General features: G+C 37.9%; 27 protein-coding genes, 1 tRNA gene and 1 pseudogene. 9 read left to right on the top strand and 20 right to left on the bottom strand.

The genetic code is table 11. The annotated features are described in order from the left end of the window. Both EA365_06095 and EA365_06090 read right to left on the bottom strand, forming a co-directional pair. Positions 1 to 482 (bottom strand): hypothetical protein (locus tag EA365_06095; protein ID TVQ46233.1); only part of this gene is annotated, 482 nt, incomplete at its 3' end. A gap of 291 nt (positions 483 to 773) precedes the next feature. Then, the gene (locus tag EA365_06090) at positions 774 to 1,340 is read right to left on the bottom strand and encodes a hypothetical protein (protein TVQ46232.1); all 567 of its coding nucleotides are present in this window, start codon (positions 1,338 to 1,340) and stop codon (positions 774 to 776) included. A gap of 226 nt (positions 1,341 to 1,566) precedes the next feature. Here EA365_06090 and EA365_06085 point away from each other — a divergent pair, with 226 nt between their 5' ends. Then, positions 1,567 to 2,691 (top strand): 2OG-Fe(II) oxygenase, encoded by a 1,125-nt coding sequence (locus EA365_06085; protein ID TVQ46231.1) that lies wholly within the window; start codon positions 1,567 to 1,569, stop codon positions 2,689 to 2,691. A 139-nt stretch (positions 2,692 to 2,830) separates the two neighbouring features. On the opposite strand, the gene EA365_06080 is transcribed toward EA365_06085, so the two are convergent. From EA365_06080 to EA365_06065, 4 genes are all read right to left on the bottom strand, one after another. After that, positions 2,831 to 3,607 (bottom strand): sulfite exporter TauE/SafE family protein, encoded by a 777-nt coding sequence (locus tag EA365_06080; protein ID TVQ46230.1) that lies wholly within the window; start codon positions 3,605 to 3,607, stop codon positions 2,831 to 2,833. After that, positions 3,600 to 4,055 carry a GNAT family N-acetyltransferase gene (locus EA365_06075; protein TVQ46229.1) on the bottom strand — a complete coding sequence of 152 codons (456 nt, stop codon included), beginning with the start codon at positions 4,053 to 4,055 and terminating at the stop codon, positions 3,600 to 3,602. The genes EA365_06080 and EA365_06075 overlap by 8 nt, the downstream gene beginning before the upstream one ends. A 164-nt stretch (positions 4,056 to 4,219) precedes the next feature. Then, positions 4,220 to 4,657, bottom strand: coding sequence for a transcriptional repressor (locus EA365_06070; protein ID TVQ46228.1), 438 nt, complete (start codon positions 4,655 to 4,657; stop codon positions 4,220 to 4,222). 91 nt (positions 4,658 to 4,748) lie between these two features. Then, positions 4,749 to 5,795, bottom strand: a complete 1,047-nt coding sequence (locus tag EA365_06065) for an adenosine deaminase (protein TVQ46227.1) — start codon at positions 5,793 to 5,795, stop codon at positions 4,749 to 4,751. 97 nt (positions 5,796 to 5,892) lie between these two features. Between EA365_06065 and EA365_06060 the strand changes: the two genes are divergently transcribed. Both EA365_06060 and EA365_06055 read left to right on the top strand, forming a co-directional pair. Next, complete coding sequence (locus tag EA365_06060; protein TVQ46226.1) at positions 5,893 to 7,260, top strand: adenylosuccinate synthase; 1,368 nt, start codon at positions 5,893 to 5,895, stop codon at positions 7,258 to 7,260. A 9-nt stretch (positions 7,261 to 7,269) separates the two neighbouring features. Further along, a complete protein-coding gene (locus tag EA365_06055; GenBank protein TVQ46225.1) occupies positions 7,270 to 7,842 on the top strand; it encodes a 50S ribosomal protein L25/general stress protein Ctc in 573 nt (190 codons plus the stop codon). A 208-nt stretch (positions 7,843 to 8,050) separates the two neighbouring features. On the opposite strand, the gene EA365_06050 is transcribed toward EA365_06055, so the two are convergent. From EA365_06050 to EA365_06040, 3 genes are read right to left on the bottom strand one after another with little or no spacing between them, the layout of a single operon-like run. Then, entirely contained in the window at positions 8,051 to 9,199 is a 1,149-nt protein-coding gene (locus EA365_06050; GenBank protein TVQ46224.1) for an FtsX-like permease family protein, read from the bottom strand. Continuing rightward, positions 9,196 to 10,530, bottom strand: coding sequence for an HlyD family efflux transporter periplasmic adaptor subunit (locus tag EA365_06045; protein ID TVQ46223.1), 1,335 nt, complete (start codon positions 10,528 to 10,530; stop codon positions 9,196 to 9,198). The genes EA365_06050 and EA365_06045 overlap by 4 nt, the downstream gene beginning before the upstream one ends. A 5-nt stretch (positions 10,531 to 10,535) precedes the next feature. Then, positions 10,536 to 11,273, bottom strand: a complete 738-nt coding sequence (locus tag EA365_06040; GenBank protein TVQ46222.1) for a phycocyanobilin:ferredoxin oxidoreductase — start codon at positions 11,271 to 11,273, stop codon at positions 10,536 to 10,538. Between the two features lie 44 nt (positions 11,274 to 11,317). Between EA365_06040 and tatA the strand changes: the two genes are divergently transcribed. Further along, positions 11,318 to 11,476: a twin-arginine translocase TatA/TatE family subunit gene (gene tatA / locus EA365_06035; GenBank protein TVQ46221.1), complete on the top strand. Its 159-nt coding sequence runs from the start codon at positions 11,318 to 11,320 to the stop codon at positions 11,474 to 11,476. On the opposite strand, the gene lepB is transcribed toward tatA, so the two are convergent. The 3 genes from lepB to EA365_06020 are packed head-to-tail and all read right to left on the bottom strand — an operon-like array spanning position 11,473 to position 13,447. Continuing rightward, the gene (lepB, locus tag EA365_06030) at positions 11,473 to 12,024 is read right to left on the bottom strand and encodes a signal peptidase I (GenBank protein ID TVQ46220.1); all 552 of its coding nucleotides are present in this window, start codon (positions 12,022 to 12,024) and stop codon (positions 11,473 to 11,475) included. The two genes, tatA and lepB, sit on opposite strands and share 4 nt — an antisense overlap. Then, complete coding sequence (locus tag EA365_06025) at positions 12,014 to 12,853, bottom strand: nucleoside triphosphate pyrophosphohydrolase (GenBank protein TVQ46235.1); 840 nt, start codon at positions 12,851 to 12,853, stop codon at positions 12,014 to 12,016. Before EA365_06025 ends, lepB begins: the two co-directional genes overlap by 11 nt. A gap of 36 nt (positions 12,854 to 12,889) precedes the next feature. Then, positions 12,890 to 13,447, bottom strand: coding sequence for a metal-binding protein (locus tag EA365_06020; GenBank protein TVQ46219.1), 558 nt, complete (start codon positions 13,445 to 13,447; stop codon positions 12,890 to 12,892). A 69-nt stretch (positions 13,448 to 13,516) separates the two neighbouring features. Here EA365_06020 and EA365_06015 point away from each other — a divergent pair. Continuing rightward, positions 13,517 to 13,588 (top strand) — tRNA-Val (locus EA365_06015). A 51-nt stretch (positions 13,589 to 13,639) separates the two neighbouring features. Here EA365_06015 and EA365_06010 read toward each other — a convergent pair. From EA365_06010 to msrB, 3 genes are read right to left on the bottom strand one after another with little or no spacing between them, the layout of a single operon-like run. After that, the gene (locus EA365_06010) at positions 13,640 to 13,864 is read right to left on the bottom strand and encodes a HypC/HybG/HupF family hydrogenase formation chaperone (protein TVQ46218.1); all 225 of its coding nucleotides are present in this window, start codon (positions 13,862 to 13,864) and stop codon (positions 13,640 to 13,642) included. Between the two features lie 4 nt (positions 13,865 to 13,868). Then, complete coding sequence (gene hypF, locus EA365_06005) at positions 13,869 to 16,112, bottom strand: carbamoyltransferase HypF (protein ID TVQ46217.1); 2,244 nt, start codon at positions 16,110 to 16,112, stop codon at positions 13,869 to 13,871. A gap of 39 nt (positions 16,113 to 16,151) precedes the next feature. Further along, on the bottom strand, positions 16,152 to 16,565 hold the full coding sequence (gene msrB, locus EA365_06000; protein TVQ46216.1) for a peptide-methionine (R)-S-oxide reductase: 414 nt from the start codon (positions 16,563 to 16,565) through the stop codon (positions 16,152 to 16,154). Between the two features lie 45 nt (positions 16,566 to 16,610). On the opposite strand from msrB, the gene EA365_05995 reads away from it, so the two are divergent. Both EA365_05995 and EA365_05990 read left to right on the top strand, forming a co-directional pair. After that, a complete protein-coding gene (locus tag EA365_05995; GenBank protein ID TVQ46215.1) occupies positions 16,611 to 17,543 on the top strand; it encodes a histone deacetylase in 933 nt (310 codons plus the stop codon). Between the two features lie 2 nt (positions 17,544 to 17,545). Then, complete coding sequence (locus EA365_05990) at positions 17,546 to 18,379, top strand: transglutaminase family protein (GenBank protein ID TVQ46214.1); 834 nt, start codon at positions 17,546 to 17,548, stop codon at positions 18,377 to 18,379. A gap of 67 nt (positions 18,380 to 18,446) precedes the next feature. Here EA365_05990 and yidD read toward each other — a convergent pair whose 3' ends face one another. Beyond that, positions 18,447 to 18,665 (bottom strand): membrane protein insertion efficiency factor YidD, encoded by a 219-nt coding sequence (gene yidD / locus EA365_05985; GenBank protein TVQ46213.1) that lies wholly within the window; start codon positions 18,663 to 18,665, stop codon positions 18,447 to 18,449. Positions 18,666 to 18,732: 67 nt separating this feature from the next. Here yidD and EA365_05980 point away from each other — a divergent pair, with 67 nt between their 5' ends. Continuing rightward, positions 18,733 to 19,401: a phosphatidate cytidylyltransferase gene (locus EA365_05980; GenBank protein TVQ46234.1), complete on the top strand. Its 669-nt coding sequence runs from the start codon at positions 18,733 to 18,735 to the stop codon at positions 19,399 to 19,401. Here EA365_05980 and EA365_05975 read toward each other — a convergent pair. The 4 genes and pseudogenes from EA365_05975 to EA365_05960 form a co-directional block, all read right to left on the bottom strand. Continuing rightward, positions 19,387 to 19,746: an ArsR family transcriptional regulator gene (locus EA365_05975; GenBank protein TVQ46212.1), complete on the bottom strand. Its 360-nt coding sequence runs from the start codon at positions 19,744 to 19,746 to the stop codon at positions 19,387 to 19,389. The two genes, EA365_05980 and EA365_05975, sit on opposite strands and share 15 nt — an antisense overlap. Before the next feature lie 115 nt (positions 19,747 to 19,861). Then, positions 19,862 to 20,566: a lipoate--protein ligase family protein gene (locus EA365_05970; GenBank protein ID TVQ46211.1), complete on the bottom strand. Its 705-nt coding sequence runs from the start codon at positions 20,564 to 20,566 to the stop codon at positions 19,862 to 19,864. 2 nt (positions 20,567 to 20,568) lie between these two features. Continuing rightward, the gene (locus EA365_05965) at positions 20,569 to 21,453 is read right to left on the bottom strand and encodes a hypothetical protein (protein ID TVQ46210.1); all 885 of its coding nucleotides are present in this window, start codon (positions 21,451 to 21,453) and stop codon (positions 20,569 to 20,571) included. 19 nt (positions 21,454 to 21,472) lie between these two features. Then, positions 21,473 to 21,733 (bottom strand): annotated as a pseudogene (locus EA365_05960) (DUF2887 domain-containing protein). 50 nt (positions 21,734 to 21,783) lie between these two features. On the opposite strand from EA365_05960, the gene lpdA reads away from it, so the two are divergent. Next, positions 21,784 to 23,205 carry a dihydrolipoyl dehydrogenase gene (gene lpdA / locus EA365_05955; GenBank protein ID TVQ46209.1) on the top strand — a complete coding sequence of 474 codons (1,422 nt, stop codon included), beginning with the start codon at positions 21,784 to 21,786 and terminating at the stop codon, positions 23,203 to 23,205.

The following is a 23,205-nucleotide window of genomic DNA, read 5'->3' as shown; positions in this document are numbered from 1 at the left end:
TGATTAGCTTCTTGATGAGTTTTATTTTGTTGTTGTAACTCTTTAGTTTGTTTAGTTTGAGAGTCTAGTTTAGCTTGCAGTTGCTGATTAGCTTCTTGATGAGTTTTATTTTGTTGTTGTAACTCAGAGACTATTTGAGATTGAGATTCTAATTTAAAGTTAAGAGACTTAATTGCTGCATCTTTTGACTGCAAACTTTCTTTTAGTTGTGCAATTAAGTTAACTTGTTCTGTAGTTTGTTGTTTAAGGTTATCATAAATTTCTTGACTGATACCAGAATCAGCTGTTGGGGTGGTGTCAGTTTCAGCAGTAACCTGATTTACCGAATCTTGTACCAATTTCTCTAACACCACGATTTTAGATAAACCCGCCTTAGTTGCCATTTCCTCAAGCAACTTGTTGACTGCAGGATTTAAGACAATAGTGCTTTTATTTGTAGATTGATTAGTAGAGGTTGTTGGTTTTCTGATTCGTTTCGACATTAAGATATTTCTCCTGATGGGTTATTGTCGATCAGTCTATTTTATTATGACTTAGATATTACCTGAGTCTATTTGTTGCATTTTGTGATTATTCTTAATTTTTCTCAATTTAACAGCAGTTGCAGATAATGCTCTTAACTAGCACATTTTAAAATCCTTACTAAGTAAGAGATAAGGGAGTGTGGGGAGAGGGGGAGTAGGGAGCAGGGAGCAGGGGAGAGGGGGAGTATAATATATAGGAATAATAAAACCTAACCCCTAACACCCTACACCCTACACCCTACACCTAAGTTAAACATCTGATATTTTGACATCTGCTTTATTAACCAACCAAGTATCATATTTTTGGGGGCTAATTTTTTCGGCTAAAACTATAGTATATTGTTCACCCTTTTCCTCAAAAGACAGTAAATAATATATTTGCTTTTTCTCAACTCGATAAGAAATTATTCCCTCACCATCTTCTGTAGTAAATTCTGTTCCCGAAGGGTTAGAAACTTCTAGTTTGGTTTTGAGACTCCATCGTTTCTTAAATTCTTCCTGCATCTTCGGGGGGACTTTTTCATGAATAAACAATAAAGCATCTTCTTGATTAGTTTTACTTTTTTTGTAAGACCCTGGTAAGTTTTCTAGATATAAGGGTGAATTATCTCCAGTAACTGATGTTTCTGTTCCTGTACGCCATTTTTGTGTAAAAATTGTCATAATCGTCTGATCCTCAAGCTCTGATTCAATATTACTTTGTAACCATTGGAGAGCAAATTTTTGGATACTTTGTTTAGTAGTGTTAGTATAGGAAGTATAGGAGATAAAGGCTTCTTTTAAGAAGCTTGATTCTGGAATGCTAGAATTAGCCATAGCTTGTTTTTCCTTGGATAAATATTCAGTTGTTCAAATGCCCAAACTGCTAATCACTTTTTGTGTCAACATTATTTGAAGTGTTTGAAGTAGCGTTGATAGCAGTAAGTTTCCCTAACTGAGGAGAAAGATATTGATGTCTTAGCTCTATGATTATATAATTTATCACCTAAGAAAAAAGTATCTTTCAATACATGAACCTTTAAGTAGTTATTGAGATAGACAAATGTTTACAATTGGAGAACCTGTACCCTGGTTTATATGTGCTTCTTCAGCAAGTCAACAGTTTAATTTTCAGACGATCGCTGGTAGATACGTTGTACTGTGTTTTTTTGGTTCAAGTAGCGTTACTAAAAATGCTCAAGTAATTAACTACCTCACCCGAGATTTACGAGATTTTTTTGATGATGACAATATCTGTTTTTTTGGTGTCACCATCGACTATCGAGATTTACAAGAGGGTAAAGTCAGTCAAATCTCACCAGGAATCCGCTATTTTTGGGACTTTGAGGCTAAGGTTAGTTTACTTTATGGAGCGATTCGCTCTCAAGAGGATTTATCACAACATCAGATTAGTTATAACTCCTTTACCCTGATTTTAGATCCTGCTTTACGAGTTATGCACTATATTCCCATAGATGATGCTGACAAACACAATCAAGCCTTGAGAGAAATTTTAACCCAATTACCCCCGATTAATAATCATGCTGGTGTTTCTCTCCATGCTCCTGTTTTAATTGTACCCCGTGTTTTTGAACTCGATTTTTGTCGTCAACTAATCGCCATGTATGAGCAGAATGGAGGTAAGGAATCAGGATTTATGCGGGACAAAGATGGTAAAACCGTTGGGGTGGTTGATTATAGTTTCAAGCGTCGTCAAGACTATTATCTGGAACATGATCCTAACGCACAAGCAGTTTGTCGTAGTGTTCGGACTAAAATTATCAACAGATTACTACCAGAGATTGCTAAAGCTTTTAACTTCAATGTCACCAGGATGGAACGCTATGTCATTGCTTGTTATGATGGTAAAGTTGGTGGGTTTTTCCGTCCTCATCGTGACAATACAACTAAAGCTACGGCGTATCGTCGGTTTGCCTGTACCATCAATCTTAACGCTGAAGAATACGAGGGAGGTAATCTCCGCTTTCCTGAGTTTGGAGACAAAATTTATCGCGCACCAACGGGAGGGGCTGTGGTTTTTTCTTGTTCTCTTCTTCATGAAGCTACTCCTGTTACCCAAGGAATACGTTACGCTTTTTTACCCTTTTTATATGATGAAGAAGCTGCTAAAGTTAGAGAACAAAATGCTCATTTTCTTAGTAATGAGTTAATCGATAAAAGACAATAAAGTAGAGTTCGGGGTTAGGTAGAACGGTGGAACGGTTTTAGGTATTAGGTTTTATTATTCCTATATATCATACTCCCTCTCTCCCCGTCTCCTCCCTTCTCCCCACACTTCCCCTCTCTTCCCTCTTACAAGAGTGCCTTTAATGTTTAGCTAGTTTATAGGCTGAGATTAATAAAATTATGCCTAAAATCCAATAGAGATAAATACTAGCAATATACTGTAATAAGTAACTGCCAATAAATGCACCTACAATAGAACCTATTGCCATCAAAATTAGAAAAGAGTAATCATCTTTTACTTGTTGTAACTTTTGCTGGCGATTATATTTCCATAAACCCATGATAATAGTAGGTACACTGATAGCTAGACTTAAACTACCTGCTAATTTTATATCTACAGCAAAAATCAAAATAATCGTAGGAATGATTAATTCTCCTCCTGCTACTCCTAGTAAACTACTAAAAACTCCAATTATTACACCAGCTAGCCAAGCGCTTATGACTTTTAATAAACTAGGTAATTCCCAAATTTGTAAACTAAAAATTAATTCATGTGCCATTAAAATAAAACTAATAATCACTAAAAAAATAACGACAATTTTATTCAGAAGTTTTTCATTTATTCTCGTGGCATAATTAACACCAAGATAAGCACCAATTAAAGAACCTGCTAAAATATTAATAATTATACCTGAACTAGCAATAATGTTATTTAAACCAACTACTCCACTCCGAAAAATTAAGGAAAAAATAACCGTTACTAAACTAACGATGAGATTAATAATAATCGCTTTTAAAGTGGAATAATTAAAGACTTTAATTAGGATAGGTAGCCTAAATTCTGCTCCACCTAAACCGATTAAACCTCCCATAATCCCTACTAATGCACCAAATAAGAAGGGTAAAAATTTATTCATAACTAACTATTTTTTTTGTCATCAAAATATGAGGAATTGTTACCTCTATAAAAGGTTCTCCTACTGGTTGATAACCTAATTTAGTATAAAATCTTTGGTATTGATAACGAGCATGGAGTTCTATTTGTTGATATCCTTGAGATAATGCTTGTGGTTCTGCGTATTGCATCAATTGTGTCCCAATACCTTGATTTTGATAACTAGGGGCGATCGCCATTTGTCTAAGTTTGACTATCCTAGCATCTAAAGTAGGTTTTAAGATAACTATTCCGATCAATTTATCTTCAATAAATACCCCTAAATGAGTTTGTTGTTCCTCATTAGCTAAATCTTCGGTGGTTAAGGATAAACCTAGGGGTTTTCTTAAGATCTCTTCTCTTAGTTGGAGAGATTCTTGATATTGAGGACTATTAAAAATGATAATAGCAAGTCTAATCTTATTACTCAAAGTTTTATCTCTCTCTCGGGTGTGAGGTGTAAATTATAATTATTTTTACATTTTATTCCCTATTCCCTGGTTGAGATATTGGCTAAATTAATTAACTATTGCGATAGCTTCTTTTCACTCGCTATGACATTTTTAACCTTTAACTAAACTCATCGAGTCTGATTTTATGATTGTATCTGAGTTGCTTGAGAGTAACCGTAAAAATCAATACGATATTCAGTAATAGTAATTCCGGTTTGTTGTTCAATTTGTTGGATTAATTCTGGGGGTAAATCCACTTGAATATCAATAATTTGTTTAGTATCGAGACAGTTAACATGACTGTGGGGGGAGTTAGTATGACCATAAAGTCTTCCGTCAGCGCGATCGATACATTCAATGATACCCTGATTAGAAAGGGCTTCTAGGTTTTGATAAACAGAAGTATAGCCGATATTTTTACCCTGTTGATTCAGACGATCGTAAATTTCTTTAGCTGAGAGATGTTCTGATCCTTGCCAGAGTAACTCTAGTATATAACGCCGTTGCCGACTCAGGCGCATACCTAAGTCTTGACAACGGTTTACTGCATCTTCTAAAGAATATATGGGTTTATCGTTCATCTAGTGCTAGTGCCAATTAACCAAACTCATATCTAGTTTAGCTTAGAATCAGGAAAAAGGCTACTTCACAAAGTGTGAGGCTTCTTGCAGCTTAGCTAAAAGTTAAATCAGAATAAGATTCTTGACGATTTTGCAGTACATTAGTTAAGAGAGAAGCAGGTGGTTGACCATAGGGCCAAGCAAAAGCATGACGAAAAGCTGCATCTTGACAAGCTTGTAACTGTCGAAAATCAATTACATCACAAGTTAACAGATTTTCGTATTCAAAGGGTAAACGGACGTTATGTAAACCAGCGTTATCGGTACAAATAACGATATCTACTCCCGCTTCAAAACAACGGTCAAAAACTACTTTGAGTTGGTGGATATCTTCGAGAGTACCCGTTTTTAAATAGGTAGTGGGACAAACTTCGAGACATTGACCTCTAGCTGCGATTTCCTTGAGTAATTCAGGCTTTTGTAAAGGTATTTGGATACCATGACCAATACGCATTAACCAGGGTAGTAATTCAGGATAACAACCGTCGGTAGTTTCAAATAAATGACCTGTAGTTTTTAGTCCTAAATTTTGCGCGTATTGATAGAGACTGATAAATTCATCAAGGCGATCGCGATAATGGGAGTCACCCCCTGCAACATCTATCGCACACACGTACTCTGGAGTAGCGGCGGCTAAATCCACAATAGCCTTATTTACCTCATAGGGTAAGCGAGAGTGCATACAAAGAATTTGACTAGTGACGATGGGATATTCTTTAACCTTAGAGGCGTTTCCTACTACCTTAACTATCTCCTCCATAGCGCAGATGCGTTGATTTTGATCCAAGTGTTCAGGAGTACGTAAATAGGGTGTATAACGTAGTTCCAGATAAGCTAAATTCTCAAAAATATAAGCCCCGCGAATCAGACGATAGATAAAATAGGGTAAAGTTTCCACGGTTTGTACACTTTCAACCAGGGTATGCAACTCTAGGTATTCATCTAAACTGCTGCGTTTTTTGGTATAAAAAGTTTCAAATTCTGGATACTCAGGAAACCGTTGGGCTAAATCTTGAGTATGACGGTGAAAATAGCGCCAAAGAACGCGAGGGACGACAGAACCTCCTAAATGACGGTGTAAATCAGCGTATAAAGCCATAAAAACTCCTATTTTAATTTAATAAGTGACTTGACAAAAGAGAAAAAATTTGTTGATAATTAGAGATTGTGTGTACTCTAACTAATTTAATAAGCTCTTGGCTAACGTTATTGTGATAGGCGCCCAATGGGGCGACGAAGGAAAAGGCAAGATAACAGATTTATTGAGTCGTTCGGCTGATGTAGTTGTCCGCCCCCAAGGTGGGGTAAATGCAGGACACACCGTTGTTGTGCAGGGACAAATATTTAAGTTACACTTGATTCCCTCTGGTATATTATACGGCGACACTGAGTGTATTATAGGCTCGGGTACGGTAATAGATCCTCAAGTACTTTTAGAAGAAATCGATGGTTTAGAAGCCCTTAAGGTCTCAACCAGTAATCTGATGATTTCTCAGAATGCTCACGTAACGATGCCTTATCATCGTTTGATTGACAAAGCATCAGAAGAACGTCGCGGTAAGTACAAAATTGGTACAACAGGACGTGGAATAGGACCGACTTACGCTGATAAATCAGAACGAACTGGTATTAGAATCATAGACTTAATGCAGCCTACTACTCTAGCGGAAAAACTAGAGTGGACAATTAACTATAAAAATGTCATTTTAGATAAACTGTATAATCTACCTCCTTTAGATGCTCAACAAGTAATCAAGGAATATCTGCAATACGCAGAAAGACTCAAACCCTATGTCATCGATAGTTCCTTAAAAATATACGAAGCAGTCCAACAGAAAAAAAATATTCTCTTTGAAGGTGCTCAAGGAACTTTGTTAGACTTAGACCATGGGACCTATCCTTATGTTACTTCATCTAACCCGATCGCGGGGGGAGCTTGTGTAGGATCAGGGGTAGGACCGACAATTATTGACCGGGTTATTGGTGTAGCCAAAGCTTACACAACCAGGGTAGGAGAAGGTCCATTTCCTACGGAACTACACGGTAAAACAGGCGAATTGTTGGGCGATCGCGGTGCTGAATTTGGGACTACTACAGGGCGGAGACGTCGTTGTGGTTGGTTCGACGCCTTAATTGGGCGTTATGCAGTGCGGATCAACGGTTTAGACTGTCTAGCGGTGACTAAATTAGATGTTCTCGACGAACTACCTGAGATTAAAGTCTGTGTGGCTTATGAAATAGATGGTCAAATCTCTCACGATTTCCCTAGCAGTACGATAGATTTCGCTCGTTGTCAACCCATCTATGAAACCTTACCAGGTTGGCAACAATCCACTAGTCACTGTCGTTCTCTAGAAGATTTACCACCACAAGCCCTAGATTATCTCAAATTCCTAGCAGAAATAATGGAAGTCCCCATTTCGATCGTTTCTGTAGGACCTGGTCGTGATCAAACAATTATCGTTGAAGATCCCATTCATGGACCAAAAAGAGCACTCTTAGATAGTAATGGTACACCAGTTACTACTCACGATTTGCACAGTAAAGAACAATCAACTAATTAGGGAGTAATTATGAATATCACTGTTGAATGCCAAACTAGATCTCAAGATAGTAAACCTAGGGCTTTACGTCGTGAAGGACTCATACCAGCTGTTCTCTATGGACATAATGGTACAGAATCCTTATCTTTAACCATGACTCACGATACCGTGACCAATCTACTGAAAAAAGCCTCAATTAACAATACTTTGGTAGATTTAAATGTTACCGACGTTCCCTGGAATGGTAAAGTCTTAATTAGAGAGGTACAGAGTCATCCTTGGAAAAGGAATATTTTTCACGTCAGTTTCTTTTCTGTAGCTACTCAGGGGCGTCTTGATATCACTGTACCCATTAAATTAGTGGGTGAATCTGGTGGTGTTAAAAGAGGCGGTGTCTTAGAACAATTAGTCACAGAATTACAAGTTCAATGTCTAGCGGCAGCAATTCCCGAATCAATAGATATCGATTTATCTGATTTAGATATCGGTGCTATTGTCCATGTTCGTGATTTAAATATTTCCGAAGGTGTTGCAGTTATGGATGATCCTGATAAAATCGTCCTCACCATCGTTGCTTCTGCTAAAGGTGGAACAACCGAATAAAACCTCTTGTTGAGTTAGGTAGAACGGTGGAACGGGGTTAGGTAGAAAGGTTGAACGGGGTTATTTTGAATGCGCGAATTAATGATTTTTTCGCTTATTCTACATTCTTCATTCTACATTCTTCATTTCCCCTCTATTCCCTATTCCCTATTGCTTTTTGCCTTTTCCCTTTTCAAGTAGCGCTATAGATCTTGCGGTTGCGTCAAATTTAAAAAATATCAGCAGGATCTGCCGCAGAAAGTTTGCGAATAGCAACTAACCCTGAAGACATACACATAATAATAGTTAGAATCAGTACTGTAGTTGCTTTATTCATAGTCATGGTAATGGTTAAATTTGCTCCAGCTGCAGCAACTTGATAGACAAGAGTACTAATGAGCAATCCTGGGACAAATCCTAATATAGCTAAAATAAAAGCTTCTTGTAAGACTAAAACCGCAAAATATTTATCTGTGTATCCCATAGCTTTAAGAGTAGCGTATTCAGGGAGATGGTCGGTAATATCTGTATAGAGAATTTGATAAACAATAACGATACCAACGATAAAACCGATAACTACACCGAAGCTGAAAATAAAACCGATCGCGGTGCTACTTTGCCAATAATCTCTTTCTGTATCAATAAATTCCTCTCTACTAAGTACTCTGACATCACTTGGTAGTCTAGTTCTTAAATTTTCTATCACTGTGTTGACATCAGCGTCTGGTTGTACCCAAATAATTCCGATATCGATTAAACCTGGATCTCTCTCACTAAAAATGCGCCAAAAGTTCACATCACTAGTAACTAACCAACCATCAGCAGCAAAAGAAGCACCCATATTAAATAAACCACCTACTGTTATTTTACGGGATTGTACTTCTGTGGTGACTGTATCTCCTTGGGCTAAAAGTTCGGGAATAGGTCCAAATTCTGCTCGTGATTGATTATCAAATAAAACCACATCAGCGAGTTTAATCTGATTAAGGTTTTGATTTATTTCGGGTATATTTAAAATATTTCTACGAGGATTAAAACCAACTATTCCGATACTGCGAGTCCGATTATTAAGGGGATTCTTCCACAAACCAAATTGGATATAAACTGGAGCGATATCTTCAACGCCAGCCATACCTAAAGTTTGATGTAAACGTCGTCGGGAAAAAGTCTTAAAAGCTATACTCGCGTCAGTTTGAGGACTCATTAAGAAGATATCACCGTCTAGACTCCTATGGAGGGTAGTAGTACTTTCTAGGAGAGAATCTTTAAATCCTAACTGAATAAACATAAGTAAATCAGCAAAAGTAATCCCGGCGATCGCGATTAACAGTCGCATTTTTTCTCGGGATAATTGTAACCAAGATAGAGGTATTTTCATAATTTAATTTGTACAAAGACTTGAGAATAGGTGAGATTTTCTACTAGTTGACTATCTTCAGGATTGAGTAAGATTTTGACTTCAATGACGCGTTTATCTACGTTAGCTGCAGGATCGCTGTTGATTACGTCGTTTTTACCTATTTGCCAACCGATTTGGTCAACTTTACCCCGTAATTCATCGCTAAATGCTCCACCTTCACTAGTAATAATTACTTCTTGTCCAAGTTGCACTTGACTGATATCGCTTTCGTGTACTTCGGCGATAACCATCATTTGTTCGGTTCTTCCTAATTCTAGGACTCCATCTTCTTGATTAATATTTTCACCAGGACGAGTGTTAATTTTTAGTACTCTACCAGCAAAGGGAGCGCGAATCTCACTTAAAGCTAATTCTTGTTGTGCGCGTTGACTTTCGGCGATCGCTTTATCTAATCTAGCTTGAGCTTCTCTAACATCTACATCTCTAATTTCGCTGATTTTGGCTAGAGTAGCTTCTGCTTCTTTGATTTGCATTGTCAGACTATCTCTTTCTCTTTGGGAGTTAGCTTGAGCTTCTTTGATAGATTGAGAGATACTAGAGACAGTTTTATTAAGATTAGCTTGGGCTTCTTGAACTCTTTCTCTAGCTGTATCTAAAGTTAAGCGATATTGGTCTAATTCTGAGGTAGAAATAGCCCCATCACCTGCTAAACCTTCATAACGGTTAAACTCTATATTGGCGTTGTCATATTCAGCTTGAAGACGTTGTAGGGTAGCGGTTAAAGCCTCTGTTTGTCCTGTTAACTCTGCTTCCCAACGGGCTATTTCTGCTTGATTACGGGTTATTTCTGATTCTAATTCAGCTTGTAAGCGTTCAATAGTGGCTCTTTGACTATCAATCTCCCCTTCTCTTGCTCCTGCTAAAACTATCTCTAGATTGCTGCGCTGTAATTCTACTTCTTTATTAGCTACATCTAAAGTTGCTTTTTGTAGATCATAATTATCTAAAATACCTAGTAATTGACCTTCAGTAACTACATCTCCTGGTTTAACTAAGATTTCCTTAATTTTCGCACCACCTAGATTAGGTGTTGCTGCTATTTTAGCTACTTCTCCTACAGGTTCAATTCTACCTAAAGCGGTAATTGCTGTAATAGGGGTTGCTTCTGTGGTTGTTTGTGTATCTGTTGGTTGACCTAGTTTGGGTAGGTTAAATAGGATTAAACCTGTTCCGAGTAATCCACAAGCAACAGAGATAATAATTATTTCTTTACGACGGGTTTTTAACCAAGTCGGTTTATTTTGGGGGTCGTAACTTCTCCAGAAAGTTTCTACTTTACTTCTAAACATATTTTTTAGGCGGGTAAATCAAATAAGATATTATTAAAGTATGTTTCAGCCCAAGTTGTCCCAAAGGCTTTTTCTAGTACTTTTCTAGTTTTATCGTTTTGACGTTGTTTAGTGCAATAATGATGTTGTCTAGCTAGATTTAGCTGTTGTCTTTCCATAGTTGCAGGTTGGGCGATCGCCGCTAAAGAGGTATGAATTGAGAGAAATTGGTCAACTCTTGCTAAAAAGTCGGCTATTTCTTGAGTATTGGTAGGACGAATAAAGACAACGTATTCAGAGAAGATATCACCCCATTCTGGTAATTGACGTACTTGACTAAAGTTTAACTCAGGTAATGAGGCTAAAGCTTGTTGATAGTTTTCTGGAAGACTATGATCTAAACTAACTGGTGATAAATCGACGATCGCCGCGCTTACTTCTCCTCTTCCCACTACGATATCACAGCCAAAAATTGGTAGAGTATAAGCTGGATTAGGAAACATCACACAATGCAACACGTCTAGATTTTTACCTACTTTAGCTAATTCTAGATGTAATTTGCGTAGTTGAGGGGTTTGATAACAATGATTTTGAATAGTAATTTTTTCTCCTTCTAGCTTTCCTTCGACGTAACCTAATTCTGAGGGTATTTGATAGGGAGAGAGTTTCAGATTATTTGACCATTGAGTGAGAATGATGTCAGCTAACTGACTAATCATCGGGTGTAGTTGTTCTCGTAATTCGGTTTTAGCTATTTCAATCATGGTTATACTTAAGATATTAGTTATTTTTTAGGTAAAATTAAGCGATGTTTGGTTTAGGATGGCCCGAAGTTTTAGTAATCTTATTTGTCGTGGTATTGATTTTTGGTCCTCAAAAAATACCCGAGATTGGGAGTTCTTTAGGTAAAACCCTCAGAAGTTTTAAAGCGGAAATCAATCGCGAAACTCCCACCGAAGATGATTAAATTAATCCTAGTCTATTTAAGGGCCAAAAACGAAAAATAGCACGACCGACAATTTCTGTTTCGGGTAAAAATCCCCAGATGTGCGAATCGTTGCTATTATTACGGTTATCTCCCATCACAAATAAATGATTGGGGGGGACTTTAACTGGTAGTAACTGGTAGTTAGGTGATTCGAGTAGATAGTTTTCTACTACTGGAGTTTCATCCACATATACTTTACCATTAGTTACAGCTACGGTTTGTCCTGGGGTAGCGACTACTCTTTTGATAAAAGCTTGTTCATGTTGATAACCTAGGTTTTGTAGTTGTTTGGGGGGATGAAAAACAATGATATCTCCCGAATGGGGGGGGGAAAAATAATAGGATACCTTCTCTATGACTAAGCGATCGCCTAAATCTAAAGTTGGTAACATCGATTCTGAGGGAATATAACGTGGTTCGGCGATAAATAACCGAATAATTAGGGCTAATCCTAGGGCTATTACTATAGTTTGGCTATTTTCTTTAATTTTTTGCCAATTACTGCTTTGATTAGTTTCAGTGGTCATTATTTGTTGATTGGGCTAATTCTACTTTGGCTTGTTTCCAGAGTGTTTCTAATTCGTCTAAGCTATAATCTGATAGGGGACGATCTGTAAAAGTTTCCATCAAAGCTAATCTGTCAATAAATTTGCGATTTGTTCCCTGTAAAGCTTCGTTACAATCTAATTCGTACCAACGAGCTATATTAGTTAGGGTAAAGAGTAAATCTCCTAATTCTTCTTGTTGGTGTTGTTTATTATCTGTGGCTAAAGCTGCTTTGAATTCTTGAAATTCTTCGTGAAATTTTGCCCAGACTCCGTCGATATTTTCCCATTCAAACCCTATTTTAGCTGCTTTAGATGATATTTTTTGACTCGCCATTAGAGGTGGGAAAGTCTTGAGATAATGGCTTAATTGTTGGCTAAATGCTTGAGTTTGGTGTTTTTCTGTTGCTTTGATTTTTTCCCAGTTATTTCTGACTTCGTCTGTACTATTGACTTCTAGATCACCAAACACGTGGGGATGTCGTCTAATTAATTTTTCTGTGATTCCTTGCGCTACTTGAGTAAGTGTAAATTCACCGCGATCGCTGGCTATTTGTGCTTGTAAAACTACTTGTAATAATAAATCTCCTAATTCTTCCACAATCTCTTGTTGGTTTTCACTTCTAAGAGCTTCTGCTACCTCATAAGCTTCCTCAATAACATAGGGTATCAGAGTTTGGGGAGTTTGAGCTAAATCCCAAGGACAACCTTCTTCTGGTGTTCTCAGTTTAGCAACTACTTTGATTAAATCTTCTAAAGCAGCGAGAATATTTATATAGGTTTCTTCGGTTGTAACTGTAGATTTGAACATAAAAGCAAAGCTCAATAAATAACCATTACTATTCAATTATCTACCTTTTTTGGGAGAAGATTGACGACGACGAGGTTTTTTACGGGTTTTTTTGGACTGAGATTTATAATAAGAAACTAACCAATCACTGAGTATATGACTGATTGCACCTAATTCTAAGCCAAGATAAAGGGCTAAAAAGGTGGCTTTATGTTCTTGAGTCGCTAAATTCCAGACTATTTGTCTAAATTCTCCCCAATTCCAAGTAAATCCCCAGATTAATTGTCCTATCCCTATTATTAAAATTGCTGAGATAGTCAGGATAGTTAATAAATAGACAATTCTAATCAGATTCCCAATAATTGGACCATGAGAGAAAATAGAACGATGTTTAAGTAGTTTTTGGTAGGGTATCCACAAAAAACGCAATTTACCCCAACGTTTGAATTGTACTGAGTAAATATCTAAGTCAGGACCAAACATTAATCCACTAAATAAAAATGCTAGGCTGAGAATCAGGGTTAATCGTTCACTTTTGCTAAAATACCAAGTACAAATGACTAATCCTGGAACTGTCCAAAAAGTAATGCGATCGTGCGTCGAACCAGAGGGCATAAAAAATTTTTACTTAACTTCTTGCTTTTTTCAATATTTATGTTATGATAGTCAAGTATGAAAAAAAAAGGGCGATTAGCTCAGCGGTAGAGCGCCTGCCTTACAAGCAGGACGTCACTGGTTCAAATCCAGTATCGCCCATAAGTTTTAGAGCGATTTAGGGAAAAGAAGCAACCTTAACTAAACCAACATTTATATTGCTAGGTAATTAAGGGTAGCTTCTGCTTCTGCTTCATCTAGAATAGTCAAAGCGAAGCCCACATGAACAATAACATATTGTCCAACTTGAGCTTCAGGTAAATAAGCGAGACTAACTTCTTTAATAATACCACCAAAACTGACCCTACCACTACGTAAAAGAGGGTCATTTTGGTTATCGTTGATACTAACAATTTTGCCTGGGACTGCTAAACACATAATATTAACTTTGATTAAGAGCAGCGATCGCTTGTCCAAGAGCTATGCAACCATCATTAGGGGGTATTAAACCCTGATAACAGGGAATAAAACCCCTTTGATGGAGTTTGTCGATGGTGCATTCACTCAGATATTTATTTTGGAAGCAACCACCTGTTAGCATAACTCTTTTTTCTCCTACCTCTTGGGCAATCTTAACAATAATTTCAGCAAGGGTATGATGAAATCTTGCTGCAATGATTTTAGGGGAGATATTCTCTGCTAAATCAGTCAGAATCTCTCTCAACATGGGTTGCCAATCAACGAGATTATTGTTAAAAATAAAAGAGTAGGGTTGAGCTTGTTTAACCTTTCTAGCTAGAAATTCTAACCCCATAGCAGCTTCACCCTCAAAACTAACTACACTAGGTAACCCTAATAGTAATGCTACCGCGTCAAAAAGACGACCAACACTAGAGGTTAAAGGAGTATTTAACTTCTGGTTTAACATTTTTTTGAGGTTGATTAATTCAGTTGTAGAGAAATAGTGCTCAAGGTTATAATCTAAATTCAATTGGTGTAAAACCCCTAATAAAGTGCGACGAGGTTGTTTAATGGCTGTATCTCCTCCAGGAAGAGGAAAAGGAAGAAAAGAAGCGACTCTGTGACAATCTAGTGAGTCTCCTTTGACTAGAAAGAATTCCCCACCCCAAATCGTGCCATCGAGTCCAGATCCTGTACCATCCCAAGCTACACCTAGACAGGACTCGCCCCAAAGTTGTTCAGAGGCGTAAGCCCCTAAAACGTGAGCTTGATGATGTTGTACCCTGATAATGGGTTGCTCTAACTGTTGTGCGTATTGACTAGACATATAGTCAGGGTGCAGGTCACAAGCGATGAGATCTGGTGTAAACTCATAGAGTTGTTTAAGAGTGGCGATAACCTGTTCAAAAGCTTGTAAACTAGCTTGATTATCCAAATCTCCTATATGTTGACTTAAAAAAACTTGCTCTCCCATGGAGATAGCGACGGTATTTTTTAAATGAGCACCAAGGGCTAAAACTTTGGGTTTAACGCCTTTTTTCGGCAATTTCAGGAGAATAGGTAACGGTGCATAACCCCTAGCCCTTCTCAGTACAACGGGTTGCTGATTAATAACTCTAACGATAGAATCATCCAGAGGACGAGTAATGGGACGATTATGTACTAAGAATAAATCGGTTATCCTCCCTAAACGCTGTTTAGCTTCTAATTCACTAGTACAAATAGGCTCATTAGCTAGATTACCACTAGTAGCAATAATGGGGAAACCTAAATCTCTCAGGAGAAGATGATGTAGGGGAGTGTAAGGTAACATCACCCCTAAATCAGGGTTATTCGGAGCTACATTGGCTGCAATACTAGAGTTAGCTTGACGAGTGAGTAAAACTATCGGAGATTGGGGCGATCGCAATAATTCTGCTTCTAACTCGGTTACCAGACAATCTTGTTGTACTGACTCTAAATCAGGATACATTACCCCAAAGGGTTTAGAAGGACGTTGTTTACGCTGACGTAATGTTGCTACTGCTATAGAGTTACGAGCATCTACTACTAACTGAAAACCTCCTAAACCTTTGATAGCGACGATTAAACCTTCTTTAATTCCTTTAACTGCTACTTGTAAGGCTTCTTCTTGACTATAGAGTAGATTACCATCTCTATCCCATAACCCTAACTGAGGACCACAAATCGGACAAGCGTTGGGTTGTGCGTGAAAACGACGATCTAAGGGGTTATGATATTCTTGTGCACACTCAGGACACATAACAAAGGTTTTCATCGTAGTCAAGGGGCGATCGTAGGGTAACCCCTCTATAATGCTGTAACGTGGTCCACAATTAGTACAGTTAGTAAACGGATAACGATAACGACGGTTAGTCGGGTCAAAAATTTCCTCTAAACATTGAGAACAAGTACTTAAATCAGGTAAAGTAATCGCCGTTTTTTCTCCACCCACACTAGGACGAATGGTAAACTCAGTATAGCCTGTTACTGGTAACCAGTTAAGCTCTTGACTTTGAATTTGTGCTTGTGTGGGTTTTTCTATGGCTAAACGTCGTAAAAATTGCTCTAAATCATCTACATTTCCTTCAATTTCGATAAAAACTCCTGTACTAGAGTTATTTACCCATCCTGTCAGCTTTAATTCTTGAGCTAATCTATACACAAAGGGTCGAAATCCTACCCCCTGTACTATTCCTGTTAGTTTAATTGCTAAACGTTTCATGGTTGATGAGGGGTGAAATTACCCCCCAAAAAAACTAGATTATTCTTCGGGTTTAAAATTCAAGGATACACCATTCATACAATAGCGTTGTCCCGTCGGTTTTGGTCCATCAGAAAAGACGTGACCTAAATGACCACCACAATTACTACAATGTACCTCGGTACGAGTCATAAATAAAGAGCGATCGACAGAAGTTTCAATCGCTCCCTCTATGGGTTGCCAAAAACTGGGCCAACCTGTACCACTATTATATTTAGTTTCTGATGTAAATAAGGGTTGACCACAAGCAGCACAGACATAAACTCCAGAGGAATACTCCTTATCTAAAGGACTAGTAAAGGCTCTTTCTGTACCGTGTTTGCGTAAAACGCGGAATTGTTCAGGTGTTAGTACTTGACTCCATTCGGTGTCAGTTTTGCTGACGGGAAATTGTTTTTCTGTGTTCTTACTCATTTAATAAAAGTTTACAATTATTTACTAATATCATAACTGATTAACATGGCTCTTCCTGTAGTTTATCATCCTGATTATGTAGCTCCTTTACCAGATGGTCATCGTTTCCCGATGGCTAAATTTAAACAACTCTATGAATTACTCTTAACTGAACAGATTATTAGTACTGATTCTATCTACACTCCTGAGTTACCCCCCCAAACATGGTTAGAATTAGTCCATACCCCTGATTATGTTCAAGCTTATTGTCAGAGAACTTTAGATGCTAAAGCAGTCAGACGTATAGGGTTACCCTGTACCGAAATGCTGGTTAAACGTACCTGTATCGCTGTCGCGGGAACGGTTTTAACCGCTCAATTAGCTCTGAAATTAGGTATCTGTTGTAATTGCGCAGGGGGAACTCATCACGCTTTTCCTAGTTATGGTTCGGGTTTTTGTATTTTTAATGATCTGGCGATCGCTGCTCAAGTTTTACTACAACAGGGTTTAGTTAAAAAAGTCCTGATCGTAGATTTAGATGTACATCAAGGGGATGGAACAGCTTTTATTTTCCGTGATAATCCTTCTGTGTTTACTTTTTCGATGCACTGTGAAGCTAATTTCCCGAATCAAAAACAACAAAGCGATTGGGATATACCCCTACCTATCGGTTTAGATGATGATGGTTATCTACAAATTCTCGCTAAATCTTTACCTGATTTGTTATCAGAGGTTAAACCTGATCTAGTTTTATACGATGCAGGAGTTGATACTCACGTTAATGACGCTTTGGGTAAACTAGCTTTGAGCGATCGCGGTATTTATCGTCGTGAAATGCTCGTCTTCAGTACCTGTGCGGCTATGGGTTATCCAGTAGCGGCTGTCATTGGTGGAGGTTATGCAGCTGATCTTGATGCTCTGGTCTATCGTCATTCTCTCTCACATCGTGCAGCTAGTGAGGTTTTTACGGCTAAAATTAAAAAAATTCTCAAATACTAACCATGAACAGAACATTTAACTGTGGTTGTGAACTCGATTATCAAGTAACAAGCGAAAGTACCTTTATCTTTAATGTTGCTGTAGCTAAGACGGAAAATCATCAAATTATTACAGAAAATTTAGAATTAACTCCTCAGCTTCCTTCGGAAGAATTTGTTAGTCCAATGGTTAATAATCGTTATCTTAAGGTTAACGTACCCCCAGGACAATTTAAACTCAAATATCAAGCACAAGTAAAAGTCAGTTATCTAGATATAGACCCTAATGAGATCATCGAAGTTCCCCCCAAAGACTTACCCATCAATATTTTGCAGTATATTAATCCCTCTCGTTATTGTGAATCTGATCGTCTTTTTCGTTTTGCTCAATCAGAATTTGGGGATTTACAATCGGGTTATTCTAAAGTAACCGCCATCTGCAATTGGATCTATGATCATGTTACCTACATTTCTGGGAGTACAGATGCTCAAACCTCAGCATTTAACACTGTAACGGAAAGAGCGGGAGTTTGTCGTGATTTTGCTCATTTAGGAGCAGCTTTATGTCGCGCTTTAAATATTCCTGCGCGCTTTGCTGCCGGATATGCTTATGATTTAGTTCCTCGGGATTTCCACGCTTATTTTGAAGCTTACTTAGGGGGACGTTGGTATTTATTTGATGCTACCCGTTTAGCTCCCTTAGAAGGATTAATCCGAATAGGCACTGGTAGAGATGCTGCTGACATTTCTTTTGCTACTATTTTTGGTGCTGTCACCATGGATAAGATGCAATTATTTGTTGATGCTTTAGATCAGGATAAACCAGAAGCAACCACAGAGGCGATTTCTCCTGCATAAAAAATTAACTTTTTCCCAGAATTCCTAGAATTATTTTTACCCGAGGTAGTAAAGTATATTGAACCACTTATTTTTTACGTGGAATTGGATCATATCCTCCAGGATGGAAGGGATGACATTTCAGTATCCGTTTAATTCCTAAGTAACTACCTCGCAGCGCTCCAAACTCTTGAATTGCTTCTAAACAATATTGAGAGCAAGTGGGTTGAAAACGACAACTAGGAGGAAATAAAGGAGAGATAAAGTTGCGATAAAACTGAATTAAGAGAATAAGTATATATTTCATCTTATGATATTGATTAGTCAAAAGTTATTTTTTTGTTAGATAGGTGCTTAATTATCCAACCCCAGAAATTATCCCTCTATGGGTTTCTCTTCCTTTCATTTTAGGTTATTTACTGATTATTGTAGTTTTAGCAGAATTAGTGAGCCGTTGGGGTAACAAAAAACCAGAAATTACCCGCAAAATTGTCCATATTGGCGCGGGTAACGTGATTTTATTGGCTTGGTGGTTAGAAATTCCCGCAAAATTTGGCATTATCGCTGCTATAGTTGCGGGCTCCGTCTCTATTGTATCTTACTTTCTGCCCATTTTACCTAGTATCAATAGTGTCGGTCGTCAAAGTTTGGGGACTTTTTTTTATGCTGTCAGTATAGGGGTGTTAATTGCTTGGTTTTGGCCCATTAATCACCCAGAGTATGCAGCTATTGGTATCCTAATTATGACTTGGGGGGATGGTTTAGCCGCGATTATTGGTCAGAATTTTGGTTCTCATCGTTATCAACTTTGGGGAATAACGAAAAGTTGGGAAGGATCTTTAACGATGTTTTTGGTTAGTTGGTTGATTACTAATCTGATTTTAGGTATTTTGACAGGTTTTAGTTTAGCAATCTTGCTAACCTCTCTAGGAGTTGCTTTACTAGCTACTGTTTTAGAAGCTTTTTCCCAATGGGGTATCGATAATTTAAGTGTACCCCTAGGGAGTGCTTTTTTAGGTTTTTGGCTGCTAGAATTTTTGTAATTCTGCTAGCTGTTGATTCTGTTGATCTACTTGCCAAGCGATAGAACTACAAACTAGGTCACAAAGTTCAAATAAGAACGGATTAGCAATCTTATAATATACGTTAATTCCTTGTTGTTCACGACTAACTATCCCCGCTTGATTTAAAATCTTTAAGTGTTTGGAGACATTGGCTTGTCCTAAACCTGTTGCTTCGATAATCTCTGTAACGTTTTTTTGTCCTGATTTGAGAGCACAAAGTATTTGAATACGACTTTCTTCAGCTAAAACTTTAAAAAAGTCCGCCATTAGAGAAATAGCGATCGGGGATAGTTGTAGAGAGTTGGTCTTGCTAGATGTGTTCATGCTGAAACTTTCTTTTAGGGTTATTTACTCAGAATATCTTGTTGTTAATATAACAATTTAGTCTGAATGGTTAATATATACTATTCTAAATGAACTTACAACATTATTTACAATGTTACTTAAGAAGATTCTTGATTTCTTGCCATTCTCTAGCTGATAAGGGTTCACTCTTTAACTCAATCTCAAAAGTATCCTTAACTGCTTCTACTAAAGCATTGATGATAGTATCTAAATCATAATTAAGGGATGGGTAAACCTCGGGAGGAGTACCAAATACTTGAGTAAATAATTGAGTATTTTGACTTAGTTGTATTGAGCCATGTTGTAAATAGTAATTACCTTGTTTAAGTAAAGCACTCCCAATCAGTTTTTGTCCTTGAGAAGTAACTAAATCAGCAGGAGTACTCGTAGCTAAACAATTAGGATTGTTAAGATATTCTTTGCCACCATGACCATAATTTAATTCTAAACCCAGCGATCGCCATCCCTTAATCAGAAATTGACATAGGTATTGATAAACATCTGTGATTCTTCCTGATAGCCCTGAGATTACAATCATATAGGTTAAATCTTGCTCATGTAAAACAGCCCTACCACCAGTAGGACGTCTGACTAGATCTATACCCTCTAATTGCTGCCAATGTTGTGGGTAACGATGTTGGTGATAACCTAGGGAAATAGTTGGGCGTGACCAAGTGTAAAATCTTATACAGGGAGGTTGTTTACCTAGTCGATGTTGCTCTAATAACCAGCTATCGATCGCCATTTGGAGCCGACCATCAGTTGTAATAGGAGGGAGATAACGCCAAATTGTCTGCATCTTTACCCCCAGAGAAAACGTAACCACCAAAACAAACCTAAACAGGCGATCGCCACTCCATCAGCCCATTTTAAGCGTAAATCGTGCCATTGTACCCGATGTTGATTAGGACTAGTAAACCCTCTAACCTCCATAGCTACAGCGATTTGTTCAGCGCGTCTCAACAGGTTTTCTAACAAGGTTTCCAAAGCTAATACCCAGACTTTAATACTATTACGAATACCCAATTTTTGCCAATTAATCCCCCTAGTGCGCAGCGATCGCACTAAATTCTGTATTTCTTCCATCACCAAAGGTATAAAACGTAGAGACAGAGTCAAAGTCAAGACAATTTCGGTAATAGGTAACTTAAAATAACCCAGAGGAGTCATTAACTCTTCTAAACCTGCGGTAATCTCTTCAGGTGCGGTAGTCAACAAATAGAGATTAGTACTAAAAATCAAGGTAAAAATCAAAGTACTAGCGCGAATAGCCAATTTAAGAGATTGACGAGTAACCGTTAATTTATGATCTGCCCATAAATCCTGTTCAAAGATAACATAACTATAGGATTTTTCTGGTAAAGTAGCCCAATCAACAGCAGGTAATCTAGGTTGATGACTAACCGCTAAACCATCAGGAGCAATAGTAGTAATCAGAAAAACTAAGATAGCTAAAATAACCAACCATCCCATCTGTTGACGAAATACTCTAGGTGGAATTTGAGCTACAAGAAATAATAACAATAACCAACCTACTAAACTGAGTCGCCAAATATAATTAGCCAAAAGAGGGGATAACAAAAAACTCATTAACCAGAATAGCTTAACCCGAGGGTCAAGTTGATGTAACCAAGTTCTCGGTTTTTCTAAATATAGTCCAATAGCGAGCGATCGCAATAAATCCATAGTCACTAATTCATTTTATCTAATGATCTATAGTGACATGATATTCTGATTCTATCTGAGTATGGGGAGAGATGACTAATCCAGACCAATTACTAGACAAAGATGTTTGAGTTAAATAGAGAAAGATTTCCCCAAGGAAACGACGCTAAAAATTAGCATCATATGGAAATTGTACCTCCACAAAATAAAGTTGAGAAATTTCACCCGAAGAATTGATTAATTCAAAGAAAAACTCAGGGAAACTTTGAAAGAGTCGGTAAAAGATAGTATCAGTTTTCACGCCATGTTTTGGTTAAAATAGGATGAACAAAGAAAAGCAGAACAGAGTAGATGAGCGAACAATTTGATTACGATTTAATGATTATAGGTGCGGGAGTAGGTGGTCATGGTGCTGCTCTACACGCGGTAAAATGTGGTTTACGCACCGCTATTGTTGAGGCTAAAGACATGGGAGGAACTTGTGTTAATAGAGGTTGTATCCCTTCAAAAGCCTTATTAGCAGCTTCAGGAAGAGTTAGAGAGTTAAACGATCGCTCTCATCTAAAAAATTTAGGTATATCTACTCAGGGAGCAACCTTTAATCAAGAAGCAATCGCAGCCCACGCTAATAACTTAGTGAGTAAAATTCGGGGAGACTTGACTAACAGTCTCAAACGACTCAAAGTGGATATTATTCAAGGTTGGGGGAAATTAGCAGCCCCTCACAAAGTTAGCGTGATTACCTCAGCAGGAGAACAAATCTACACAGCTAAAGATATCATACTCTGTCCTGGTTCAGTACCTTTTGTACCCCCTGGAATCGAAATCGATCATCAAACCGTCTTTACCAGTGATGAAGCGGTAAGACTAGAAACTCTACCTCAATGGATAGCTATTATTGGTAGTGGTTATATCGGGTTAGAATTTGCTGATATTTATACAGCCTTGGGTTCAGAGATTACCATGATTGAAGCCCTAGATAACCTGATGCCAACCTTTGACCCAGATATCGCTAAAATAGCCGAAAGAGTATTAATTAAACCACGGGGAATAGAAACTTATACAGGTACTCTAGCTAAAACCGTCAAACCAGGTTCACCAGTAATAATCGAACTCGCTGACGCTAAAACCAAAGAAGTTAAAGAAGTATTAGAAGTAGATGCTTGTCTTGTGGCGACAGGAAGAATTCCCGCTACTAAAAATCTAGGCTTAGAAACAGTAGGATTAGCAACCGATCGTCGTGGCTTCATTGCAGTTAATGACCAAATGGCGATAATGAAAGATGGAGAAATAGTACCTAATCTCTGGTCAATTGGTGACGCTACAGGTAAAATGATGTTAGCTCACACAGCTTCAGCCCAAGGAATTATCGCAGTAGAAAATATCTGCCGAAGGGATAAAACCATCGACTATAGAAGTATCCCGGCTGCTGCATTTACTCACCCAGAAATAAGCTATGTCGGTTTAAGCGAACCCCAAGCTCAAGAATTAGCAGCAACAGAAGGATTTAAAGTCGCTACAGTAAAAAGTTACTATAAAGGTAATTCTAAAGCTTTAGCGGAATTAGAAACAGAAGGACTAGCTAAAATTATCTATCGTGAAGATAACGGGGAATTATTAGGAGTTCATATCATCGGTATCCACGCTTCAGATTTAATCCAAGAAGCAGCTAACGCGATCGCCTCTAGAGAATCGGTACATAAATTAGCCTTTAACGTACACGCACATCCTACCCTTTCAGAAGTTCTTGACGAAGCCTATAAACGCGCTTAA

It is taken from the genome of Gloeocapsa sp. DLM2.Bin57 (assembly GCA_007693955.1).
GTDB lineage: Bacteria > Cyanobacteriota > Cyanobacteriia > Cyanobacteriales > Gloeocapsaceae > Gloeocapsa.
The sequence above is the reverse complement of the archived record's forward strand: the minus strand, read 5'-3'. Positions and strand labels throughout refer to the sequence as shown.

What these genes read in the sequence shown, in the direction of transcription:
- EA365_06090 (TVQ46232.1), bottom strand. Translation starts at nt 1,340, where the DNA reads ATGGCTAATTCTAGCATTCCAGAATCAAGCTTCTTAAAAGAAGCCTTT.
- EA365_06085 (TVQ46231.1), top strand. Translation starts at nt 1,567, where the DNA reads ATGTTTACAATTGGAGAACCTGTACCCTGGTTTATATGTGCTTCTTCA.
- EA365_06080 (TVQ46230.1), bottom strand. Translation starts at nt 3,607, where the DNA reads ATGAATAAATTTTTACCCTTCTTATTTGGTGCATTAGTAGGGATTATG.
- EA365_06070 (TVQ46228.1), bottom strand. Translation starts at nt 4,657, where the DNA reads ATGAACGATAAACCCATATATTCTTTAGAAGATGCAGTAAACCGTTGT.
- EA365_06065 (TVQ46227.1), bottom strand. Translation starts at nt 5,795, where the DNA reads ATGGCTTTATACGCTGATTTACACCGTCATTTAGGAGGTTCTGTCGTC.
- EA365_06055 (TVQ46225.1), top strand. Translation starts at nt 7,270, where the DNA reads ATGAATATCACTGTTGAATGCCAAACTAGATCTCAAGATAGTAAACCT.
- EA365_06050 (TVQ46224.1), bottom strand. Translation starts at nt 9,199, where the DNA reads ATGAAAATACCTCTATCTTGGTTACAATTATCCCGAGAAAAAATGCGA.
- EA365_06045 (TVQ46223.1), bottom strand. Translation starts at nt 10,530, where the DNA reads ATGTTTAGAAGTAAAGTAGAAACTTTCTGGAGAAGTTACGACCCCCAA.
- EA365_06040 (TVQ46222.1), bottom strand. Translation starts at nt 11,273, where the DNA reads ATGATTGAAATAGCTAAAACCGAATTACGAGAACAACTACACCCGATG.
- tatA (TVQ46221.1), top strand. Translation starts at nt 11,318, where the DNA reads ATGTTTGGTTTAGGATGGCCCGAAGTTTTAGTAATCTTATTTGTCGTG.
- lepB (TVQ46220.1), bottom strand. Translation starts at nt 12,024, where the DNA reads ATGACCACTGAAACTAATCAAAGCAGTAATTGGCAAAAAATTAAAGAA.
- EA365_06025 (TVQ46235.1), bottom strand. Translation starts at nt 12,853, where the DNA reads ATGTTCAAATCTACAGTTACAACCGAAGAAACCTATATAAATATTCTC.
- EA365_06020 (TVQ46219.1), bottom strand. Translation starts at nt 13,447, where the DNA reads ATGCCCTCTGGTTCGACGCACGATCGCATTACTTTTTGGACAGTTCCA.
- EA365_06010 (TVQ46218.1), bottom strand. Translation starts at nt 13,864, where the DNA reads ATGTGTTTAGCAGTCCCAGGCAAAATTGTTAGTATCAACGATAACCAA.
- hypF (TVQ46217.1), bottom strand. Translation starts at nt 16,112, where the DNA reads ATGAAACGTTTAGCAATTAAACTAACAGGAATAGTACAGGGGGTAGGA.
- msrB (TVQ46216.1), bottom strand. Translation starts at nt 16,565, where the DNA reads ATGAGTAAGAACACAGAAAAACAATTTCCCGTCAGCAAAACTGACACC.
- EA365_05995 (TVQ46215.1), top strand. Translation starts at nt 16,611, where the DNA reads ATGGCTCTTCCTGTAGTTTATCATCCTGATTATGTAGCTCCTTTACCA.
- EA365_05990 (TVQ46214.1), top strand. Translation starts at nt 17,546, where the DNA reads ATGAACAGAACATTTAACTGTGGTTGTGAACTCGATTATCAAGTAACA.
- yidD (TVQ46213.1), bottom strand. Translation starts at nt 18,665, where the DNA reads ATGAAATATATACTTATTCTCTTAATTCAGTTTTATCGCAACTTTATC.
- EA365_05975 (TVQ46212.1), bottom strand. Translation starts at nt 19,746, where the DNA reads ATGAACACATCTAGCAAGACCAACTCTCTACAACTATCCCCGATCGCT.
- EA365_05970 (TVQ46211.1), bottom strand. Translation starts at nt 20,566, where the DNA reads ATGCAGACAATTTGGCGTTATCTCCCTCCTATTACAACTGATGGTCGG.
- EA365_05965 (TVQ46210.1), bottom strand. Translation starts at nt 21,453, where the DNA reads ATGGATTTATTGCGATCGCTCGCTATTGGACTATATTTAGAAAAACCG.
- lpdA (TVQ46209.1), top strand. Translation starts at nt 21,784, where the DNA reads ATGAGCGAACAATTTGATTACGATTTAATGATTATAGGTGCGGGAGTA.